The sequence below is a fragment of the Pseudomonas sp. JY-Q genome, assembly GCF_001655295.1.
Classification (GTDB): domain Bacteria; phylum Pseudomonadota; class Gammaproteobacteria; order Pseudomonadales; family Pseudomonadaceae; genus Aquipseudomonas; species Aquipseudomonas alloputida.
Map to the genome: position 1 here is coordinate 3,395,152 of NZ_CP011525.1, position 17,032 is coordinate 3,412,183.

12 protein-coding genes are annotated in these 17,032 nt (G+C 62.7%); 9 read left to right on the forward strand and 3 right to left on the reverse strand.

Going from position 1 to position 17,032, the window contains the following annotated elements; all coding sequences use genetic code 11:
- Positions 1-95: 95 nt before the first annotated feature.
- Positions 96-1,547, reverse strand: a complete 1,452-nt coding sequence (locus AA098_RS15420) for a HAMP domain-containing sensor histidine kinase (protein ID WP_064614678.1) — start codon at positions 1,545-1,547, stop codon at positions 96-98.
- Positions 1,548-1,720: 173 nt separating this feature from the next.
- A complete protein-coding gene (locus tag AA098_RS15425) occupies positions 1,721-2,314 on the reverse strand; it encodes a transglycosylase SLT domain-containing protein (protein ID WP_060538428.1) in 594 nt (197 codons plus the stop codon).
- 185 nt (positions 2,315-2,499) lie between these two features.
- On the opposite strand from AA098_RS15425, the gene gspG reads away from it, so the two are divergent.
- From gspG to AA098_RS15460, 7 genes are all read left to right on the forward strand, one after another.
- Entirely contained in the window at positions 2,500-2,925 is a 426-nt protein-coding gene (gspG, locus tag AA098_RS15430) for a type II secretion system major pseudopilin GspG (protein ID WP_003253843.1), read from the forward strand.
- Between the two features lie 11 nt (positions 2,926-2,936).
- Positions 2,937-4,127 (forward strand): type II secretion system F family protein, encoded by a 1,191-nt coding sequence (locus AA098_RS15435; RefSeq protein WP_064614680.1) that lies wholly within the window; start codon positions 2,937-2,939, stop codon positions 4,125-4,127.
- 191 nt (positions 4,128-4,318) lie between these two features.
- Positions 4,319-5,560: a multidrug efflux RND transporter periplasmic adaptor subunit MexE gene (gene mexE, locus AA098_RS15440; RefSeq protein WP_003253847.1), complete on the forward strand. Its 1,242-nt coding sequence runs from the start codon at positions 4,319-4,321 to the stop codon at positions 5,558-5,560.
- Between the two features lie 12 nt (positions 5,561-5,572).
- Entirely contained in the window at positions 5,573-8,752 is a 3,180-nt protein-coding gene (locus tag AA098_RS15445) for an efflux RND transporter permease subunit (RefSeq protein WP_003253849.1), read from the forward strand.
- Positions 8,749-10,164 (forward strand): efflux transporter outer membrane subunit, encoded by a 1,416-nt coding sequence (locus tag AA098_RS15450; protein ID WP_003253851.1) that lies wholly within the window; start codon positions 8,749-8,751, stop codon positions 10,162-10,164. The genes AA098_RS15445 and AA098_RS15450 overlap by 4 nt, the downstream gene beginning before the upstream one ends.
- Before the next feature lie 223 nt (positions 10,165-10,387).
- Entirely contained in the window at positions 10,388-11,443 is a 1,056-nt protein-coding gene (locus AA098_RS15455; protein WP_004576565.1) for a HEAT repeat domain-containing protein, read from the forward strand.
- Between the two features lie 78 nt (positions 11,444-11,521).
- Positions 11,522-13,138, forward strand: coding sequence for a response regulator (locus AA098_RS15460; RefSeq protein ID WP_064614682.1), 1,617 nt, complete (start codon positions 11,522-11,524; stop codon positions 13,136-13,138).
- 6 nt (positions 13,139-13,144) lie between these two features.
- Here AA098_RS15460 and AA098_RS15465 read toward each other — a convergent pair whose 3' ends face one another.
- Positions 13,145-15,208, reverse strand: coding sequence for a PAS domain-containing sensor histidine kinase (locus AA098_RS15465; RefSeq protein WP_064614684.1), 2,064 nt, complete (start codon positions 15,206-15,208; stop codon positions 13,145-13,147).
- A 193-nt stretch (positions 15,209-15,401) separates the two neighbouring features.
- Between AA098_RS15465 and AA098_RS15470 the strand changes: the two genes are divergently transcribed.
- Entirely contained in the window at positions 15,402-16,088 is a 687-nt protein-coding gene (locus AA098_RS15470; protein ID WP_003253860.1) for a type 1 glutamine amidotransferase domain-containing protein, read from the forward strand.
- A 129-nt stretch (positions 16,089-16,217) separates the two neighbouring features.
- Positions 16,218-17,024 (forward strand): CSS-motif domain-containing protein, encoded by an 807-nt coding sequence (locus AA098_RS15475; RefSeq protein WP_003253863.1) that lies wholly within the window; start codon positions 16,218-16,220, stop codon positions 17,022-17,024.
- Positions 17,025-17,032: the final 8 nt, after the last annotated feature.

Consider the following 17,032-nt stretch of genomic DNA (forward strand, 5'->3'; position numbering starts at 1 on the left):
AGGATGATTCCCCACATCTGGGTGATTATCACCCAAAAATAAAAATCCTTTTATATCAATACCTTACTAAATTATATTGAGGTAATTTGACATATTCAGGCCAGTCGAAAGCTTAACGAAACCCTCGTGCCATGGCCTTCGCTGCTGCTGAGCCGGACCGTACCACCGAAACGTTCCATGATGCGTTTCACCAGCACCAGCCCCACCCCCAGCCCACCCTGTTTGGTGGTAAAGAACGGTCGAAAAGCCATACGCTGCTGCTCTTCGTTCATGCCCTTGCCATTGTCGGACAGGCGCAAAGTCAGGCTGCGCCGGTTGTGACGTACCACCTCGATACGCAACCGCCCGCCCTGCTCCATCGACTCCAAGGCATTGGCAATCAGGCTACTGAATACCTGGCGCAGCAATACCGGGTGCCCCAACACCTGCACGGCCGGTAACGGTTGCAGGTCCAGGCTTACCCCGCTGCGCGCCAGCGGCACAGCGTAGGTCTGCAGGCTTTCCTGCAACGCCTGCGGCAAGTCCACCGCCAATACCTCGTCGTTCAGCGGGCGCAGTGACTGCAGCATCTGGCGGATCCACTGCGACATGCGATCGACCTGGCTGATGATATCGTTGACCTGGCGTTGCGCCGGGCCTTCGTCGAACGCCAGGGCCAGTTCCGCACTTGAGCGGATACTGGCCAGCGGGTTGCGCAAGCTATGGGCCACCGCCGAAGACACCTCACCCAGTGCCACGTAGGTTTCGCTGCTGATCAGGCGTTTCTGCTGTACCGCCAGCAGCCGTGCGGCGCGGTGCATGATGCCGTAAAGGCCGACATAGACCAGTGCAGCGCCGACCGTGATGGCCAACCAGATCAGGATCAGGCCACGCTCGATGCGTGCGATCAGGTCGTGGGGCTCCTTGTAAATCTCGACCATCGCGGTGACCCGATCGCCATCGGCATCGAACAGCGGAATGTAGTTCTCGATGAACAACTGCTTGGGCGGGGTGATGAACTTCTGCTCGGCGCGGGCCTGTTCGAAATTGTGGTAGCTGGCCGAGACCCGCATCTTGTACTCGAAAGCCCGACTCAGGTCTTCGTCGCCTTCGATCAGCTTGCCGATCAGTGCCGGGTTGGTGGACCAGATCACTGTATGGTCCAAAGCATAAATATTGGCCAGCAGCATATCGGGCAGGTGAGCGATATGGTCGAGGAACTCGCCGCGGGCCTTGCGTCGGGCTTGCGGGTCGACGTCGGGCAAGTTATTGCGGTCGGTGCGCGGATCGAGCAGTTCGCCCATGGTCCGCACATTGGGGATCGACACATGGCGCACTTCGGCATCGGCAATGGAGGTGATGAACTGTGCGGTGAGTAACGCATCACGCTCGACGCTCTCGTCGATGATGAAGCGGCTGGAAATCAGCCCCAGCCCGGCCGCCACCGAGAGAATGATGGCCAGACTGACCCAGGCATACCAGCGCAGCAGGTTGAATGGCTTGCGCGGGGCGGCCAACTCGCTACCGGCTGGCACGTCAAGAGTGACGGAACGAGGGGCGGCGTCCATAACGGACTCCTCAGCTGGGCACCTTCAGAAGGTTATAGCCCAGACTTGGGGAAACTATAGTATTAAATTGATGGCATCCGCCGAAGGGTATTTATTCGCCCTGACTTCACCTACCCAAAACAGCTTGAGGGTGGCGCCGCCCCTGCGGGAATGCTTGAGCTGCACGCCCGCTGTTACAAAGACGAATCATCCGTCAACCCTTGCAACTTTCGATACTCGCGCAGCACCGTGGGCACATAGCGCCGGGTCTCGGCAAACGGCGGTACGGCACCGCGCCGCAGTACAGCATCCGGGCCAGCGTTGTAGGCCGCCACGGCCAAGGTGATGTCGTTGTCGAACAGGGTGAGCATCTGCTTGAGGTAGCGTGCCCCGCCCTGCACATTGTCTTCCGGGTCCAGGCGGTCTTGCACCCCCATCTCGCGGGCGGTGTCCGGCATCAGTTGCATCAACCCCACTGCACCCGCCCGCGAACGGGCTTTGGGGTTGTAGCCGGACTCGGCCTTGATCACCGCGTGCAGCAGCGCCGGCGGCAGGTTGTGGAGGCGCGCAGCCGTGGCGACTACCTCGGCGTAAGGGCGGCCGGTGATCATCTGCGCTTTGACCGGCCCGCCCTGGGCCAGCGGCTCGCTGATCACCTTCTCATAGTGTCGCCCTGGTCGATGGACATTGGTCATTACGTAGCCACCCTTGGCATCGATTGAGATGTACACATCGGCCTGGGCAGCACCTGCCGCCAGCCAGATCAAACCGAGGATGAGTCCACGCATGCCGGTCGCCTCTTCGTCGTGGCCCCCGATGTGGGGGAAATGCCCCGGAAAACCCGAGGACATTCACCACGACGCAAGCACTGTGCCGCTTCCTGTGCCGCATGGCGCAAGGCCCCAAGGCAGACGTGCACGGCTGTTGCATGGTGCATGTCAACGCTTGTCCCCATGCAGTGGAGGGTTTCACCATGCAGCGCAGAACCAACCCGCAACGTGGCTTCACTCTGCTTGAACTCCTGGTGGTACTGGTAGTACTCGGCCTGCTGGCCGGCATCGTCGCCCCCAAATACTTCAGTCAGCTAGGCCGCTCCGAGGCCAAGGTAGCGCGGGCGCAGATCGAGGGGCTGAGCAAGGCCCTGGACTTGTATCGTCTGGAGGTCGGCCACTACCCCAACAGCGAACAAGGCCTGCAGGCGCTGGTGGTCGCGCCCAGTGGCGAGGCTCGCTGGACCGGCCCGTACCTGCAGAAGGCCGTGCCGCAAGACCCGTGGGGCCGCCCTTACATCTACCGGCAACCTGGCGAGAACGGCGGTGAGTACGACCTGCTGTCGATGGGCAAGGACGGCCAGCCGGGTGGTGATGGGGAAAACGCCGAAATCACCAGTTGGCAGTAAGGAGAGCGGCCATGCGCTATAGCCTCAAGGCCCTGGGTAGGCAGGGTGTGGTGCAGTTGCAGATCGACGCCGAGGACGCCGACCAGGCCCGCCGCCAGGCCGAAGACCAAGGCCTGCGTGTGCTCAGCCTGCGCAGCAGCGGCGGCACCCTGCGCGGCATGGCCTGGCGCCGTGAAGCGGCGTTCGACCTGGTGCTGTTCAGCCAGGAACTGTCAACCTTGCTCAATGCCGGCCTGCCGCTGATTGACGCACTGGAAAGCCTGGCGGAGAAGAGCCCCGCAGCGACAGCGCGCAATGTGCTCGCCGAGCTGGTGCGCCAGCTGTACGAGGGCCGCTCGCTGTCCCAGGCGCTGGGCCAGCAACCGCGGGTATTCCCGCCGCTGTATGTGGCGCTGGTGCAGTCTAGCGAACGCACCGGTGCTCTGGGCGACGCCCTCACCCGCTACATCAGCTATCGCCAGCGCCTGGACCTGGTCCGGCAGAAGCTGGTGGGTGCCTCGGTCTACCCATTACTGCTGTTGCTGGTGGGAGGCGGTGTGGTGCTGTTCCTGCTCGGCTATGTGGTGCCGCGGTTCAGCCAGGTGTTCGAGGGCATGGGCACCGAGCTCCCCTGGCTGTCACGGGTGCTGATGCAGGTCGGCCTGTTTCTGCATGCCCAGCAAGCGCCACTGGCGCTGGGCACCGTCGGTGGGGTCGCGGCGCTTTGGCTGCTGCGCCGGCACCCGCGTGTACGGTACTGGGCCTCCTGCCAACTGCGGCGCCTGCCCGCGCTGCACCAGCGCCTGATGATGTACGAGCTGGCGCGTTTCTATCGCTCGCTGGGCATCCTGCTGCAAGGCGGCATCCCCATCCTCACCGCCATGGGCATGGCCCGCGGCCTGCTCGGCAACGCAGCAGCGCAGGGCCTGGAGCAGGCCAGCCAGCGGGTGGGCGAAGGGCTGCCCCTCTCCGATGCACTCGCGGCCGGGCACCTGGTGACACCGGTGTCACTGCGCCTGCTGCGCGCTGGCGAGCAGTCTGGCAACCTGGGCGAGATGCTGGAGCGCTGCGCCGACTTCCATGATCAGGAAATCGGCCGCTGGGTGGAATGGTTCGTCAAACTGTTCGAGCCGCTGTTGATGACCTTCATCGGCCTGCTGATCGGCCTGATCGTGATCCTCATGTACATGCCAATCTTCGAGCTGGCCTCAAGTATTCACTGAATGGCCAGGCCCAGGCTTTCGCGTAACGTAGTGCCCGCACAGGCGGTGCCCTGCGCCCAACCCTGGCAGCCATCGATAGTTGATCCCCACTTATCATTCAGCGTGATATTAACCTTCGTCCCGTTCGATTCGTGCCTCGCGCGCAACACACTCACACTCCGCCCACTACTAATACATTGGCGGAGTTCTCCATGGAACAATCACTCAAACCCTTGCGCTTCCCCCTCGCTGCCCTGGCAGTGGTGGTGATCAGCGCTTGCGGTCGAACCCCCGACGCCGTGCAGGCTCCCGCCGCGCCGAAGGTAAGTGTGGCCAAGGTGATCGAACAACCGATCACCGAATGGGACGAGTTCACCGGCCGCCTCGAAGCCCCGGAAACCGTCGAAGTGCGCCCGCGGGTCTCCGGCCAGATCGACCAGGTCGCCTTCACCGAAGGCGCCCAGGTCAAGAAAGGCGACCTGCTGTTCCAGATCGACCCGCGCCCGTTCCAGGCTGAAGTCCGCCGCCTTGAAGCCCAGCTGCAACAGGCCAAGGCCACCGCCATCCGCAGCGCCAACGAAGCCCGCCGTGGCGAGCGCCTGCGTGACAGCAACGCCATCTCCGCCGAACTGGCCGAATCGCGCAGCAGTGCCGCCGCCGAAGCCCGTGCCGGCGTCGATGCGATCCAGGCCCAGCTCGACCTGGCACGCCTGAACCTCAGCTTCACCCGCGTCACCGCGCCCATCAGTGGCCGTGTCAGCCGCGCCGAGTTCACCGCCGGCAACATCGTCACCGCCGATGTCACCCCGCTGACCAGTGTGGTGTCCACCGACAAGGTCTACGCCTACTTCGACGCCGACGAGCGCGTGTACCTCAAGTACACCCAGCTGGCCCGTGAAGGCCAGCGTAGCCAGAGCACCCCGGTATACCTGGGCCTGACCAACGAAAGCGGCAACCCGCACCTGGGCCAGATGAACTTCGTCGACAACCAGGTCAACCCGCGCACCGGCACCATCCGCGGCCGCGCGGTATTCGACAACAGCAACGGCCAGTTCACCCCGGGCCTGTATGCGCGCCTGAAGCTGGTCGGCAGCGCCCAGTACGACGCCATGCTGATCAACGACGAAGCCGTGGGCACCGACCTTGGCAAGAAGTTTGTGCTGGTCATGGACAAGGACAACAAAGCCACCTACCGCGCCGTGGAACTGGGGCCAAAGCTGGAAGGCTTGCGCATCGTGCGCAGCGGCCTGGGCAAGGACGACCGCATCGTGGTCAAGGGCCTGCAGCGCGTGCGCCCTGGTTCGCCGGTAACCCCGGAAGAAACACAGATGGCCAGCGAACAAACCCTCGCCGCCCTCGCCCAGCAGCGCCAGGCCCTGGAGGCCAGCAACCCGGCGCCGAAGGTGGCGGGCAACAACGTGAAAGTCGCCAGCGCCCAGGCGCCACGCGGTTAAGGGACCCTACCGATGAACTTCTCGAAATTCTTCATTACCCGGCCGATCTTCGCCGCGGTGCTGTCGCTGGTGCTGCTGATCGCGGGTTCTATCTCGCTGTTCCAGCTGCCGATCAGCGAATACCCCGAAGTGGTGCCGCCCACCGTGGTGGTGCGCGCCAACTTCCCCGGCGCCAACCCCAAGGTCATCGGCGAAACCGTTGCCGCGCCGCTGGAGCAGGCCATTACCGGTGTGGAGAACATGCTGTACATGTCCTCCCAGTCCACTGCGGACGGCAAGCTGACGCTGACCATCACCTTCGCCCTGGGTACCGACCTGGACAACGCCCAGGTGCAGGTGCAGAACCGCGTCACCCGCACCCAGCCCAAGCTGCCCGAGGAAGTGACCCGTATCGGTATCACCGTCGACAAGGCCTCGCCTGACCTGACCATGGTCGTGCACCTGACCTCGCCGGACAACCGCTACGACATGCTCTATCTGTCCAACTACGCCATCCTCAACATCAAGGACGAGCTGGCGCGTCTGGGCGGCGTAGGCGATGTGCAGCTGTTTGGCATGGGCGACTACTCGCTGCGCGTCTGGCTGGACCCGAACAAGACCGCTTCGCGCAACCTGACGGCCAGTGATGTGGTCGCGGCAATCCGCGAGCAGAACCGCCAGGTGGCCGCCGGCCAGCTGGGCGCGCCGCCTGCCCCAGGCTCGACCAGCTTCCAACTGTCGATCAATACCCAAGGCCGTCTGGTCAACGAGGAAGAATTCGAGAACATCATCATCCGCGCCGGTGCCGATGGCGAGATCACCCGCCTGAAAGACATCGCCCGGGTTGAACTCGGCTCCAGCCAGTACGCCCTGCGCTCGCTGCTGAACAACCAGCCGGCGGTGGCCATCCCGATTTTCCAGCGCCCAGGCTCCAACGCCATCGAGATCTCCGACGAAGTGCGGGCGAAAATGGCCGAGCTGAAAAAGGACTTCCCGGAGGGGATGGACTACAGCATCGTCTATGACCCGACCATCTTCGTGCGCGGCTCCATCGAAGCAGTGGTGCACACCCTGTTCGAAGCCCTGGTGCTGGTGGTGCTGGTGGTGATCCTGTTCCTGCAGACCTGGCGCGCCTCGATCATCCCGCTGCTGGCGGTGCCGGTCTCGCTGATCGGTACCTTCGCGGTCATGCACCTGTTCGGTTTTTCACTCAACGCGCTGTCGTTATTCGGGCTGGTGCTCGCCATCGGTATCGTGGTGGACGATGCCATCGTCGTGGTGGAGAACGTCGAACGTAACATCGGGCTGGGCCTGAAGCCGCTGGAAGCCACGCAAAAAGCCATGAGCGAAGTGACCGGGCCGATCATCGCCACCGCCCTGGTGCTGTGCGCGGTGTTCGTACCTGCAGCGTTCATTTCCGGCCTGACCGGGCAGTTCTACAAGCAGTTCGCCTTGACCATCGCCATCTCGACCGTCATTTCGGCGTTCAACTCGCTGACCCTGTCGCCAGCCTTGGCCGCGGTGCTGCTCAAGGACCATCACGCACCCAAGGACCGTTTCTCGCGGTTCCTCGACAAGCTGCTGGGCAGCTGGCTGTTCTCCCCTTTCAACCGGTTCTTCGACCGGGCCAGCCACAGCTACGTCGGTGGCGTGCGCCGGGTCATCCGCTCCAGCGGCATCGCCCTGTTCGTGTATGCCGGCCTGATGGGCCTGACCTACCTCGGCTTCTCGTCCACGCCGACCGGTTTCGTGCCGGCCCAGGACAAGCAGTACCTGGTGGCCTTCGCCCAACTGCCGGACGCGGCCAGCCTCGACCGTACCGAAGCGGTGATCAAGCGCATGAGCGAAATCGCCCTCAAGCAGCCTGGCGTGGCCGACTCGGTAGCCTTCCCGGGCCTGTCGATCAACGGTTTCACCAACAGCCCTAACAGCGGCATCGTGTTCACCCCGCTCAAGCCATTCGATGAGCGCAAGGACCCGAGCCAGTCGGCGGCAGCCATCGCAGCCGCGCTGAATGCCCAGTTCGCCGACATCCAGGACGCTTACATCGCCATCTTCCCACCGCCGCCGGTACAGGGCCTGGGCACGATTGGCGGCTTCCGTCTGCAAATCGAAGACCGTGGCAACCTGGGTTACGAAGCGCTGTACAAGGAAACCCAGAACATCATCGCCAAAAGCCACAACGTCCCAGAGCTGGCAGGCCTGTTCACCAGCTACCAGGTCAACGTGCCACAAGTCGATGCCGCCATCGACCGGGAAAAGGCCAAGACCCACGGTGTGGCGATTACCGACATCTTCGACACCCTGCAGGTTTACCTGGGCTCGCTGTACACCAACGACTTCAACCGCTTTGGCCGCACTTACCAGGTCAACGTCCAGGCCGAGCAGCAGTTCCGCCTTGATGCCGAGCAGATCGGCCAACTGAAAGTGCGCAACAACCTTGGTGAGATGATCCCGCTGGCGACCTTCCTCAAGGTCAGCGACACCTCCGGGCCGGACCGGGTCATGCACTACAACGGCTTCATCACTGCCGAGATCAACGGCGCTGCCGCCCCGGGCTACAGCTCTGGTCAGGCGGAAGCTGCGATCGAGAAGCTGCTGAAAGAGGAACTGCCAAACGGCATGACCTTCGAGTGGACCGACCTGACCTACCAGCAGATCCTCTCGGGCAATACCGCATTGCTGGTGTTCCCGCTGTGCGTACTGCTGGCGTTCCTGGTGCTGGCCGCCCAGTACGAAAGCTGGAGCCTGCCGCTGGCGGTAATCCTGATCGTGCCGATGACCCTGCTGTCGGCCATCACCGGTGTGATCGTCTCGGGTGGCGACAACAACATCTTCACCCAGATCGGCCTGATCGTACTGGTGGGCCTGGCGTGCAAGAACGCGATCCTGATCGTTGAGTTCGCCAAGGACGAACAGGCCAAGGGCCTCGACCCGCTGGCTGCGGTGCTGGAAGCCTGCCGCCTGCGTCTGCGGCCGATCCTGATGACCTCGATCGCCTTCATCATGGGTGTGGTGCCCCTGGTGTTCAGCTCCGGAGCAGGTTCGGAAATGCGCCATGCCATGGGGGTGGCGGTGTTCTCGGGGATGATCGGCGTGACCGTATTCGGCCTGTTCCTGACCCCGGTGTTCTTCTTCCTGATCCGCCGTTTCGTCGAGCGTCGCCAGGCCCGCAAGGCTGAACACGCTCAAGTGCTGGAGAACCATGCATGAACCTGCTCAAACCCTTGACCCCAAGCTTGCTGGCACTGGCCCTGGCGGCCTGTGCGGTAGGCCCGGACTATCAGGCGCCCGCCACCGAACCTGCACAACTGGGCAGCGATGTGCAGGCCAAGGCCTACGACCGTAGCCGCTTCGAGAGCCTGTGGTGGAAGCAGTTCGACGACCCGGTGCTGAACCAGCTGGTGCAGGCTTCGCTGGACGGCAACCGTGACTTGCGCGTGGCTTTCGCCCGCCTGAAGTCGGCTCGCTCGATCCGCGAAGACGCCGAAAACGACCCGTTCCCGGTGGTCACCAGCCGTGCCAGCAGCGATCTCGGCAAAGGCCAGATCCCCGGCCAGACCACCGAGCGGGTGAACAGCGAGCGCTACGACCTGGGCCTGGACATGGCCTGGGAGCTTGACCTGTTCGGGCGCATCCAGCGCCAGATCGAAGCCAGCGAAGCCCAGGAAGCGGTAGCCGCCGCCGACCTGCAACAGCTGCAGGTCAGCCTGATCGCCGAGCTGGTGGATGCTTATGGGCAGCTGCGTGGCGCGCAATTGCGCGAGAAAATTGCCCTGGCCAACCTCAAGACCCAGCAGGAATCGCGCACCATCACCGAAACCCTGCGCGATGCCGGCGTGGGCAACGACCTCGACGTGGTGCGTGCCGATGCCCGCCTGGCCGGGGTCGAAGCCACCGTGCCGCAACTGCAAGCCGAACAGGCACGGGCGCGGCATCGCATCGCCACCCTGCTCGGCCAGCGCCCTGACGCGCTCAGCGTAGACCTGTCGCCCAAGGCCCTGCCGGCCATCGCCAAGGCGCTGCCGGTCGGTGACCCGGGTGAGCTGTTGCGCCGCCGCCCGGACATCCGCAGCGCCGAGCGCCAACTGGCGGCCGCCACCGCCAACGTTGGCGTGGCCACCGCCGACCTGTTCCCGCGCGTCAGCCTTAGTGGCTTCCTCGGCTTTACCGCCGCCCGCGGCTCGCAGATCGGCTCTTCGGCGGCCAACGCCTGGGCACTGGGCCCGAGCATTACCTGGGCGGCCTTCGACCTGGGCAGCGTGCGGGCCCGCCTGCGCGGCGCCAAGGCCGATGCCGAAGGGGCTCTGGCCAACTACGAACAGCAGGTGCTGCTGGCGCTGGAAGAGTCGGCCAACGCCTTCAGCGATTACGACAAGACCCAGCAGCGTCTGCTGTCGCTGATGCGCCAGAGCGACGCCAGCCGCAAGGCTGCAGAACTGGCCTCGATTCGCTATCGCGAGGGTACCGTGGACTACCTGGTACTGCTCGATGCCGAACGTGAGCGGCTAAGTGCTGAAGATGCACAAGCTCAGGGTGAAGTCGACCTTTATCGCGGCATCGTCTCGATCTACAAGGCCCTGGGTGGCGGCTGGCAACCGGAGACAGTGGCCAGCGCACACTGATTCCACTGCTCAACGACTCCTTTGGTTGGCTCCTCCCCCAACCGTTTGCCCCGCAGGCCTTGGCCCGCGGGGCTTTTTTATGTTTGCCATCGTATTCACCCCAATACGCAGTGCATGGAATGCCACCTCAGGCCTGGCGCCTGGCGAGCGGCGTGCCCGGTTCGGTTGCATTTACCCCCCGGCTGGCCCAAGCTCTGCCCTTCCCGCCGCCACGGATCGTCCGATGCCCAGACGCAACCGCTACCTGATCGCCCTGCTGTTGTCGATTCTGGTATCGGCCCTGTTCGGCTACCTGTGGCGCGACGCCCCGCCAACCCCGCCGACCTTGCCAGCACACAGCTACGCCAAGGCGCTGCGCCAGGCCCACGATGGCCAGCCCGGTGCCGCACGGGTGCTGTACCAGCAATTGCAACGTAACGACCTGCCTGCGATCCGCCGTGCGGCGCTCTACGATGAGTTGCCCAACTACCCCTCGCCGCAGGCATTGAAACTGGCCCGCCAGGACCTGGAAAATGCCGAGCCGCTGGTGCGTCGAGCGGCCATTGCCAGTATCCGCCGCCTGCTACCGCCAGCGCAGCGCAGCCTGGTACTCGGCCCGCTGCTGGACGACAGTGAGCAAAGCGTGCGTTTTGCCGCCGTGGATGCCCTGCTGGGCCTCGATCCCGACGCCATCGGCCTCTATTTCGGCCCCCTGCAGTCAGCCCTGGAGCAATACCAGCAAGCCCTGGAGCAACAGCCTGAAGATGCCGACGCCCAAGTGCACCTGGCGCGCCTGTACCTGCATGAAAACGACTACACGCAGGCCGCTGCGGCCTTGCAACGTGCGCTCGCGGTTGCCCCCGGCAACCTCGATGCCCTGGCAACTCAGGTACGCCTGCTCGAGCGCCAGGGCCACCACGACGCCTCCCGCCAGGTGCTGGGCAAAGCCCTGGCGCTGAGCCCCGACTCGGCCTTTCTGCAGTATGAGCTAGGGCTTTGGCTGAAGCGCCACGAACAGCACGAGTATGCCTTGCTGGCCCTGTCCCGCGCCGTGGAACTGGACCCGGACAACGCCGATTACCGCTATACCCTGGCGGTCACTCTGCATGAACTGGACCAGCCCGACGCCGCCCAGAAGCAACTGGAAACCGTGCTCAATCGCCAGCCAGCCAATCGCCGGGTACGGGTGCTGCTGATCCAGTACTGGAAAGAGTCCGGCCAACTGCAGAACGTACAAGTTTCGCTAGCCGAGCTGGAGCGCCAGAACCCGGACGACCCTGCGCTGCAACAGGGCCTGTAGGCAGTGCCTGGATTCAGTTGAACCCTGAGCCTGCGCCAGGGTCCAGTGGGTATCAGGCCACCCTAAAGGAGAGTCGTTTTGGCCAGTTCGTTGGCGCTGGATGAACGTGCCTTGATCCTCGCACCGCCACAACTGGCGGCGGATACCTCACGTCTGTTGACTTCCGCCGGCATCAACAGCCTCTGCGCGGTCGACCTGGCCAACCTGCAGGCGCGTCTGGCCGAAGGCGCAGGCTTGGCGATTATTGCCGAGCAAGTGTTCAGCCAAGGCCCAAGCGCCTTGCTGCAGGCATTCATCGACCAGCAACCGAGCTGGTCGGATTTGCCCATTGTGCTGCTGACCCAGAGCGCCTGGTCGGCCGCTGGCGTGAGTCATCATCCGGTGGGCAATCTGCTATGGCTGGGCGCGCCCTACGAGAATGCCCAGTTACTGCACATGACCCGGTCCGCACTGCGCAACCGCCGGCGACAGTACGTTACGCGTGATGAACTCTATGGTATGCAGCAGCGCCTGGACAGCCGGCCTCCAACGCCGGAAGAAGAGCAGGACCGCGGTGAATTCGCCCGCTGCCAGGCACGCAAGATGGAGGCCATCGGCCAACTGGCCGGCGGCGTCGCTCATGACTTCAACAACCTGCTCACCAGCATCAGCGGCAGCTTCGAACTCATCCAGCGGCGGCTGCGCCAAGGCCGCGGCGAGGGACTGGATGGCGTTCTGTGCATGGGCCGCGAGGCCGTTTCACGCGCCGCCCGCCTGACCCACCGCCTGCTTGCCTTCTCTTCCCGCCAATCGCTGCACAGCCAACGTATAGACCTGCCTACCTTGCTCAAGACAGAACGCCTGGAAGCTTGCCTGAGCCCGTCAATAACCCTGCAAGTGCACGCGGCCAAAGACCTGTGGCCCGTGGAGGCGGATGACCAGCAGTTGCAAGAGGCCCTCGACAACCTGCTGCTCAATGCCAGCGAGGCCATGCCCAACGGTGGCCTGCTACGCATCGAGGCGAACAATCATCACATCGCCACCGAGCAAGCTGCGGACGGCGCTTTGCGCACTGGCGACTATGTGCGCCTGCGAATCACCGACAGCGGCCAAGGCATGGCGCAAAGCACGCTGGAGCACGCCTTCGAACCCTTCTTCAGCACCAAGGCGACCGGCCAGGGCATTGGCCTGGGGTTGTCGATGGTGTACGGCTTCAGCAAGCAGTCCCATGGGCATATCACCCTCAGCAGCGAGATTGGCCAGGGAACCCAGGTGGAGCTGTATTTGCCACGCCATGTCGACCAGGCCCTGCCATCCAGCAAGCCTGTGCCGGCCAGGCAAGACGGCTGCAGCCGACACGTGCTGATTGTCGAGGACGATCCCCATGTGCGCCAACTGCTTTGCCAGGCACTGGGCGAAAACGGCTTCCCCTGCCAAAGCGCAGCCGACGCCAACGAGGGACTGAAGGTGCTGCGCTCGGCACAACCGGTGGATTTGCTCATCACCGATGTGGGCTTGCCCGGCATGAACGGCCGGCAACTGGCAGAAATTGCCCGCAGCCTGCGGCCACAATTACCGGTGCTGTTCATCACTGGCTACGCGGAAACGGCCATGGCCCGCGAAGGCTTCCTGGGCGCAGGCATGCAGCTGATCTGCAAGCCGTTCGAGTTGCAGCAGTTACAGACGCGAGTGGCACAGATTCTAGGCAAGCCTTGAAGCGCCTTACACGTCAAGCATGCGTAGCGCCTCATCGGCAAGCAGCGCCAGCGAAAACGGCTTGTTCAACAATGCCGTGCCCGGCTGATCGAGCAATTGCGGTTCAATGGACTGATCCGCATATCCGGTGATAAACAGAATTTTCTGCTGTGCAAGCTGCATGCGCATGGCCTTGGCCACTTGCCGGCCACTGAACCCACCCGGCAAGCCGATATCGGTGATGACCAGATCGAAAGGGCCGCCATGGCGAAAGCGCTCCAGTGCGCTATTGGCATCGCCCACATCCGTGACGTCAAAACCACGCTCAGTCAGGTATTCACGCATGACCGCGCGCAGATCAAGCTCGTCATCCACCAGCAGCAGGCGCTCGCCCCGTGCCATGCGCTGCGAAAGCGGTACCGGCGCGGGCTCATCCGGAACCGGCTCATGGCACCTGGGGAAAAGCATGGAAACCCTGGTGCCCTGCTCCGGCGCCGACTCGATCCAGGCATACCCGCCCGACTGACGGACGAAGCCATACACCATCGACAGGCCAAGCCCGGCACCACGCCCGAGAGGTTTGGTTGTGTAAAACGGTTCGAAAGCCCTGGCGATATCCGCCGCTGCCATGCCATGGCCATCGTCCTCGACATGCAAGGCCACATAGTCGCCTGGCGGCAAGCCCCCTTCATCCGGGAAAAAGGCGGTCAGCCGTTCGTTGACGCTGCTGAGGGTGACATTGCCCTGTTCCAGGCATGCTTCACGCGCATTGGCACACAAGTGGATCAAGGCATTCTCTAGCTGGGGTACGTCCAGGCTCACTGCCCAAGGTGCAACGTCCAGTTGCCAGTGCAAACGCATCTCTGCCCCCAGCGCCCGCAGCAACAGGGGTTCGCTCAGGCGTAACTGCCGACTGAAGTCCAGTGGCCGAGGGGCCAATGGCTGATGGCGGGAAAATGCGATCAACCGATGGGTCAGGTCCATGGCACGCTGCACCGCGTCGCGCGCAACGTCCACGTAGGCTTCCACACGCTCCAGCCGCCCCTCCTGCAGGCGTCGCTGCAGCAGTTCGAGGCTGCCACCGATACCGGACAGCAAGTTGTTCATTTCATGGCCCATGCCGCCCGCCAACTGGCCAACCACCTCCATACGCTCACTGTTGTGCATCAGCGCCTCTGCCTGACGCGCAGCCTCTTCACGGTCTGCGGTGATGTCCCGGCCAACCGCCGTCAGCAGGTTGCCGTCAAACCGCGCACTCCAGCGAAACCAGTGGTAGTGACCATCGCGGTGTCGCAGGCGGATCTCCAGCTGCTCCGCGTGGCTGCATTGGAACAGCCCGGACACTGCCAATCGTACTTCGGTACGCTCTGTCGGGTGCACCAGCTCCATCACCGACATTGCCTGCACCTGCTCTTGTGTCCAGCCCAGAATGCGGTACCAGGCAGGGTTGGCAGCATGCAATTTCAATTCAGGGGTGAGCATCATCATCGCTTCGCGCGACAGCAACCAGAACTGCTCTCGCTCGGCCACATGCTGCTCAACCTGGCGTTCAAAGCTCTGCACCTGCTCACGCCAATGGCGGTGGGCCTCGACGCTGGCCGTGGTCTCGATCACCGTATGCAGAAACCCCGCCACGTTACCGAGTTCATCGTGCAGGGGGGCATAACCGAATGCGCACCATAGTGGTTCGGCGCCTTCACTGCGGACGATACGCAGGGGTGGGTCCTCGACAAAATTCGAGTGGCCTTCCAGTGCCTTGAACACCCAGGGGCCCACTGCAGGCCAGATATCACTCCACAGGGTATCGAACGCCATGCCCAGCGCATCCGGTAATGCCCGCAACGCCCGGTAGCCATCGTTATGCACCACACACAGGTCCGCCCCCCAGACCACCGCACATGGGAAAGGTGACAAATGCATCATGTCCACGGCTATGCGCAACGAAGCAGGCCAGCGCGACAATGGCCCAAGCGAGGTACGCCACCAGTCGAACTGGGCTATCCGCTCCCCCATCGGCTCGATCGATGGCAAAACAGGCGACTGCAGGATGACCTGCGACGCGGGCTCGCGTGGCTTACCGTTAGCGACCAATATCGTGACTCCAGCAATGCTCAGGGTTGACCACAGCGCCGCCAAGCCTGGCACGCTCGCCCGTGGATTTGTTCAAATTAGCACAGCATGTCCCGCACACCATGGCGCACTTGCAGGTGGCAGCTATGCTATTTAGGTTTTCCCTCGGGCCAGGGAGCACCGGCCCATTCAGGTTGCCGATGGGAGCAGGGTCATGAGCAAGAAAATTTTGGTGGTGTTGACCAATACAGCGAAGTATCCAACCCTCAAACGGGCGACCGGGTTGTGGCTGGGTGAAGCCGTTCACTTTGTCGAGAAAGTCGAAAAGGCCGGCTACACCGTCGACTATGTCAGCCCACAGGGCGGTTACGTTCCCGTCGACCCGAAAAGCCTGCATATGGCCCCTGACCTGGACTGGCAGTGGTACGACGACAAGCGCTTCATGACGCGCCTGGGCAGTACCTTGGCCCCAGGGCAGGTGAAAGCCGATGAATACAGCGTCATCTATTACACCGGTGGCCATGGGGTGATGTATGACTTCGCGGAAAACCAGGCTCTGCAAGAACTGGCACGCAAAATCTACGAAAAAGGTGGCATTGTCGCAGCAGTCTGTCACGGCGTTGTCGGCCTGCTGAACATCAAGCTGAGTAACAACTGCCTGCTCCTCAAAGACCGCAAGGTGACCGGCTTTTCCAACATAGAGGAAAAACTGGTCGAATTGAACGACGTAGTGCCTTTCTTGACGGAGATCGAGCTTGTAGGTCGCGGCGGTAATTACAGCAAACATGATGAGCCGTGGAAGCCGTACGTGGTCGACGATGATAGGCTGATCACCGGGCAGAACCCCGCTTCTACCGCCATGCTGGCCGAGGCAGTGCTGAAAAAACTCAAGGGCAGTTAGCTACATCAAGGCGCTCGATTTCCTACCGCTTCAACTGCAGCCGGACTAGAGCAGCCCGGTCAGCAAATACATAGGCTCAGGGCTCAGCTGTTCACCACGGACAGTTTCAGAGCGGAGAACTATTAGCCTATGTCGAAAATCATGCACGCGGGGCGCAGCATGGTGGAGCTGCTGCTGCTCATTGCAGTGGCGCTGGTGCCTGTGGTTTCCGGTTTGCTGGTGATGGCTTTCCAGCTGGAAGCGAAACTTGCGGAAAACGCCAGCATTTCCGTTCAGGAGGCGGTTTTCAGCGTCGACAATGCACTGGACAGAATGCACGAGACGGCCCTGCGCACCCTGCCATTTGCAGGGGAATCTTGCGATAACGTCAAAAGTGCCTTGCAGGACCAGGTTGCCATTCGCTCAATGGTCAGGTCGCTGACCTTGCTCAAAGACAATCAACCCTACTGCAGCACGGCTTCAGGTTCGCTGGAGCATTATTCATCCTTCGCGTCGTCCGGCCAGCGAGTCGCACTGTCCTACGGCCCTCCTGATACGCGTCAGAAGCTGCTGGTCGACTTTCACCAGAAGGGTAAAAGCAATAGCGTAATCGTCACCGCCTATGCCATGCAGATTCGCAACGAGCTGGATGGCTTTCTGGATGGGCTGACACTGCTGGTCGAATTTGGCGACCGCTACATATGGAGCAACGGTGACAGCCGTGACCTTGAGCGCCCTTCACAGTCCGAGTTCTTTACAAGCGCAATGTCGGCCAAGTATGGATACACGGTCAAAGGTGGCTACCCAGAGGGTTTCACCGCTCAGGAAATCCGCCAGTCGGTGCTGCAGATCGTCCCCTCGCTGATGCTGGTGGGGATCGTGACCGGCTCGATCGTCTACCTGGCCCTGTTCAGGGCACGTGCCAACAGACGGGGTACCGCCGCCGAACGAACATGACGACGACG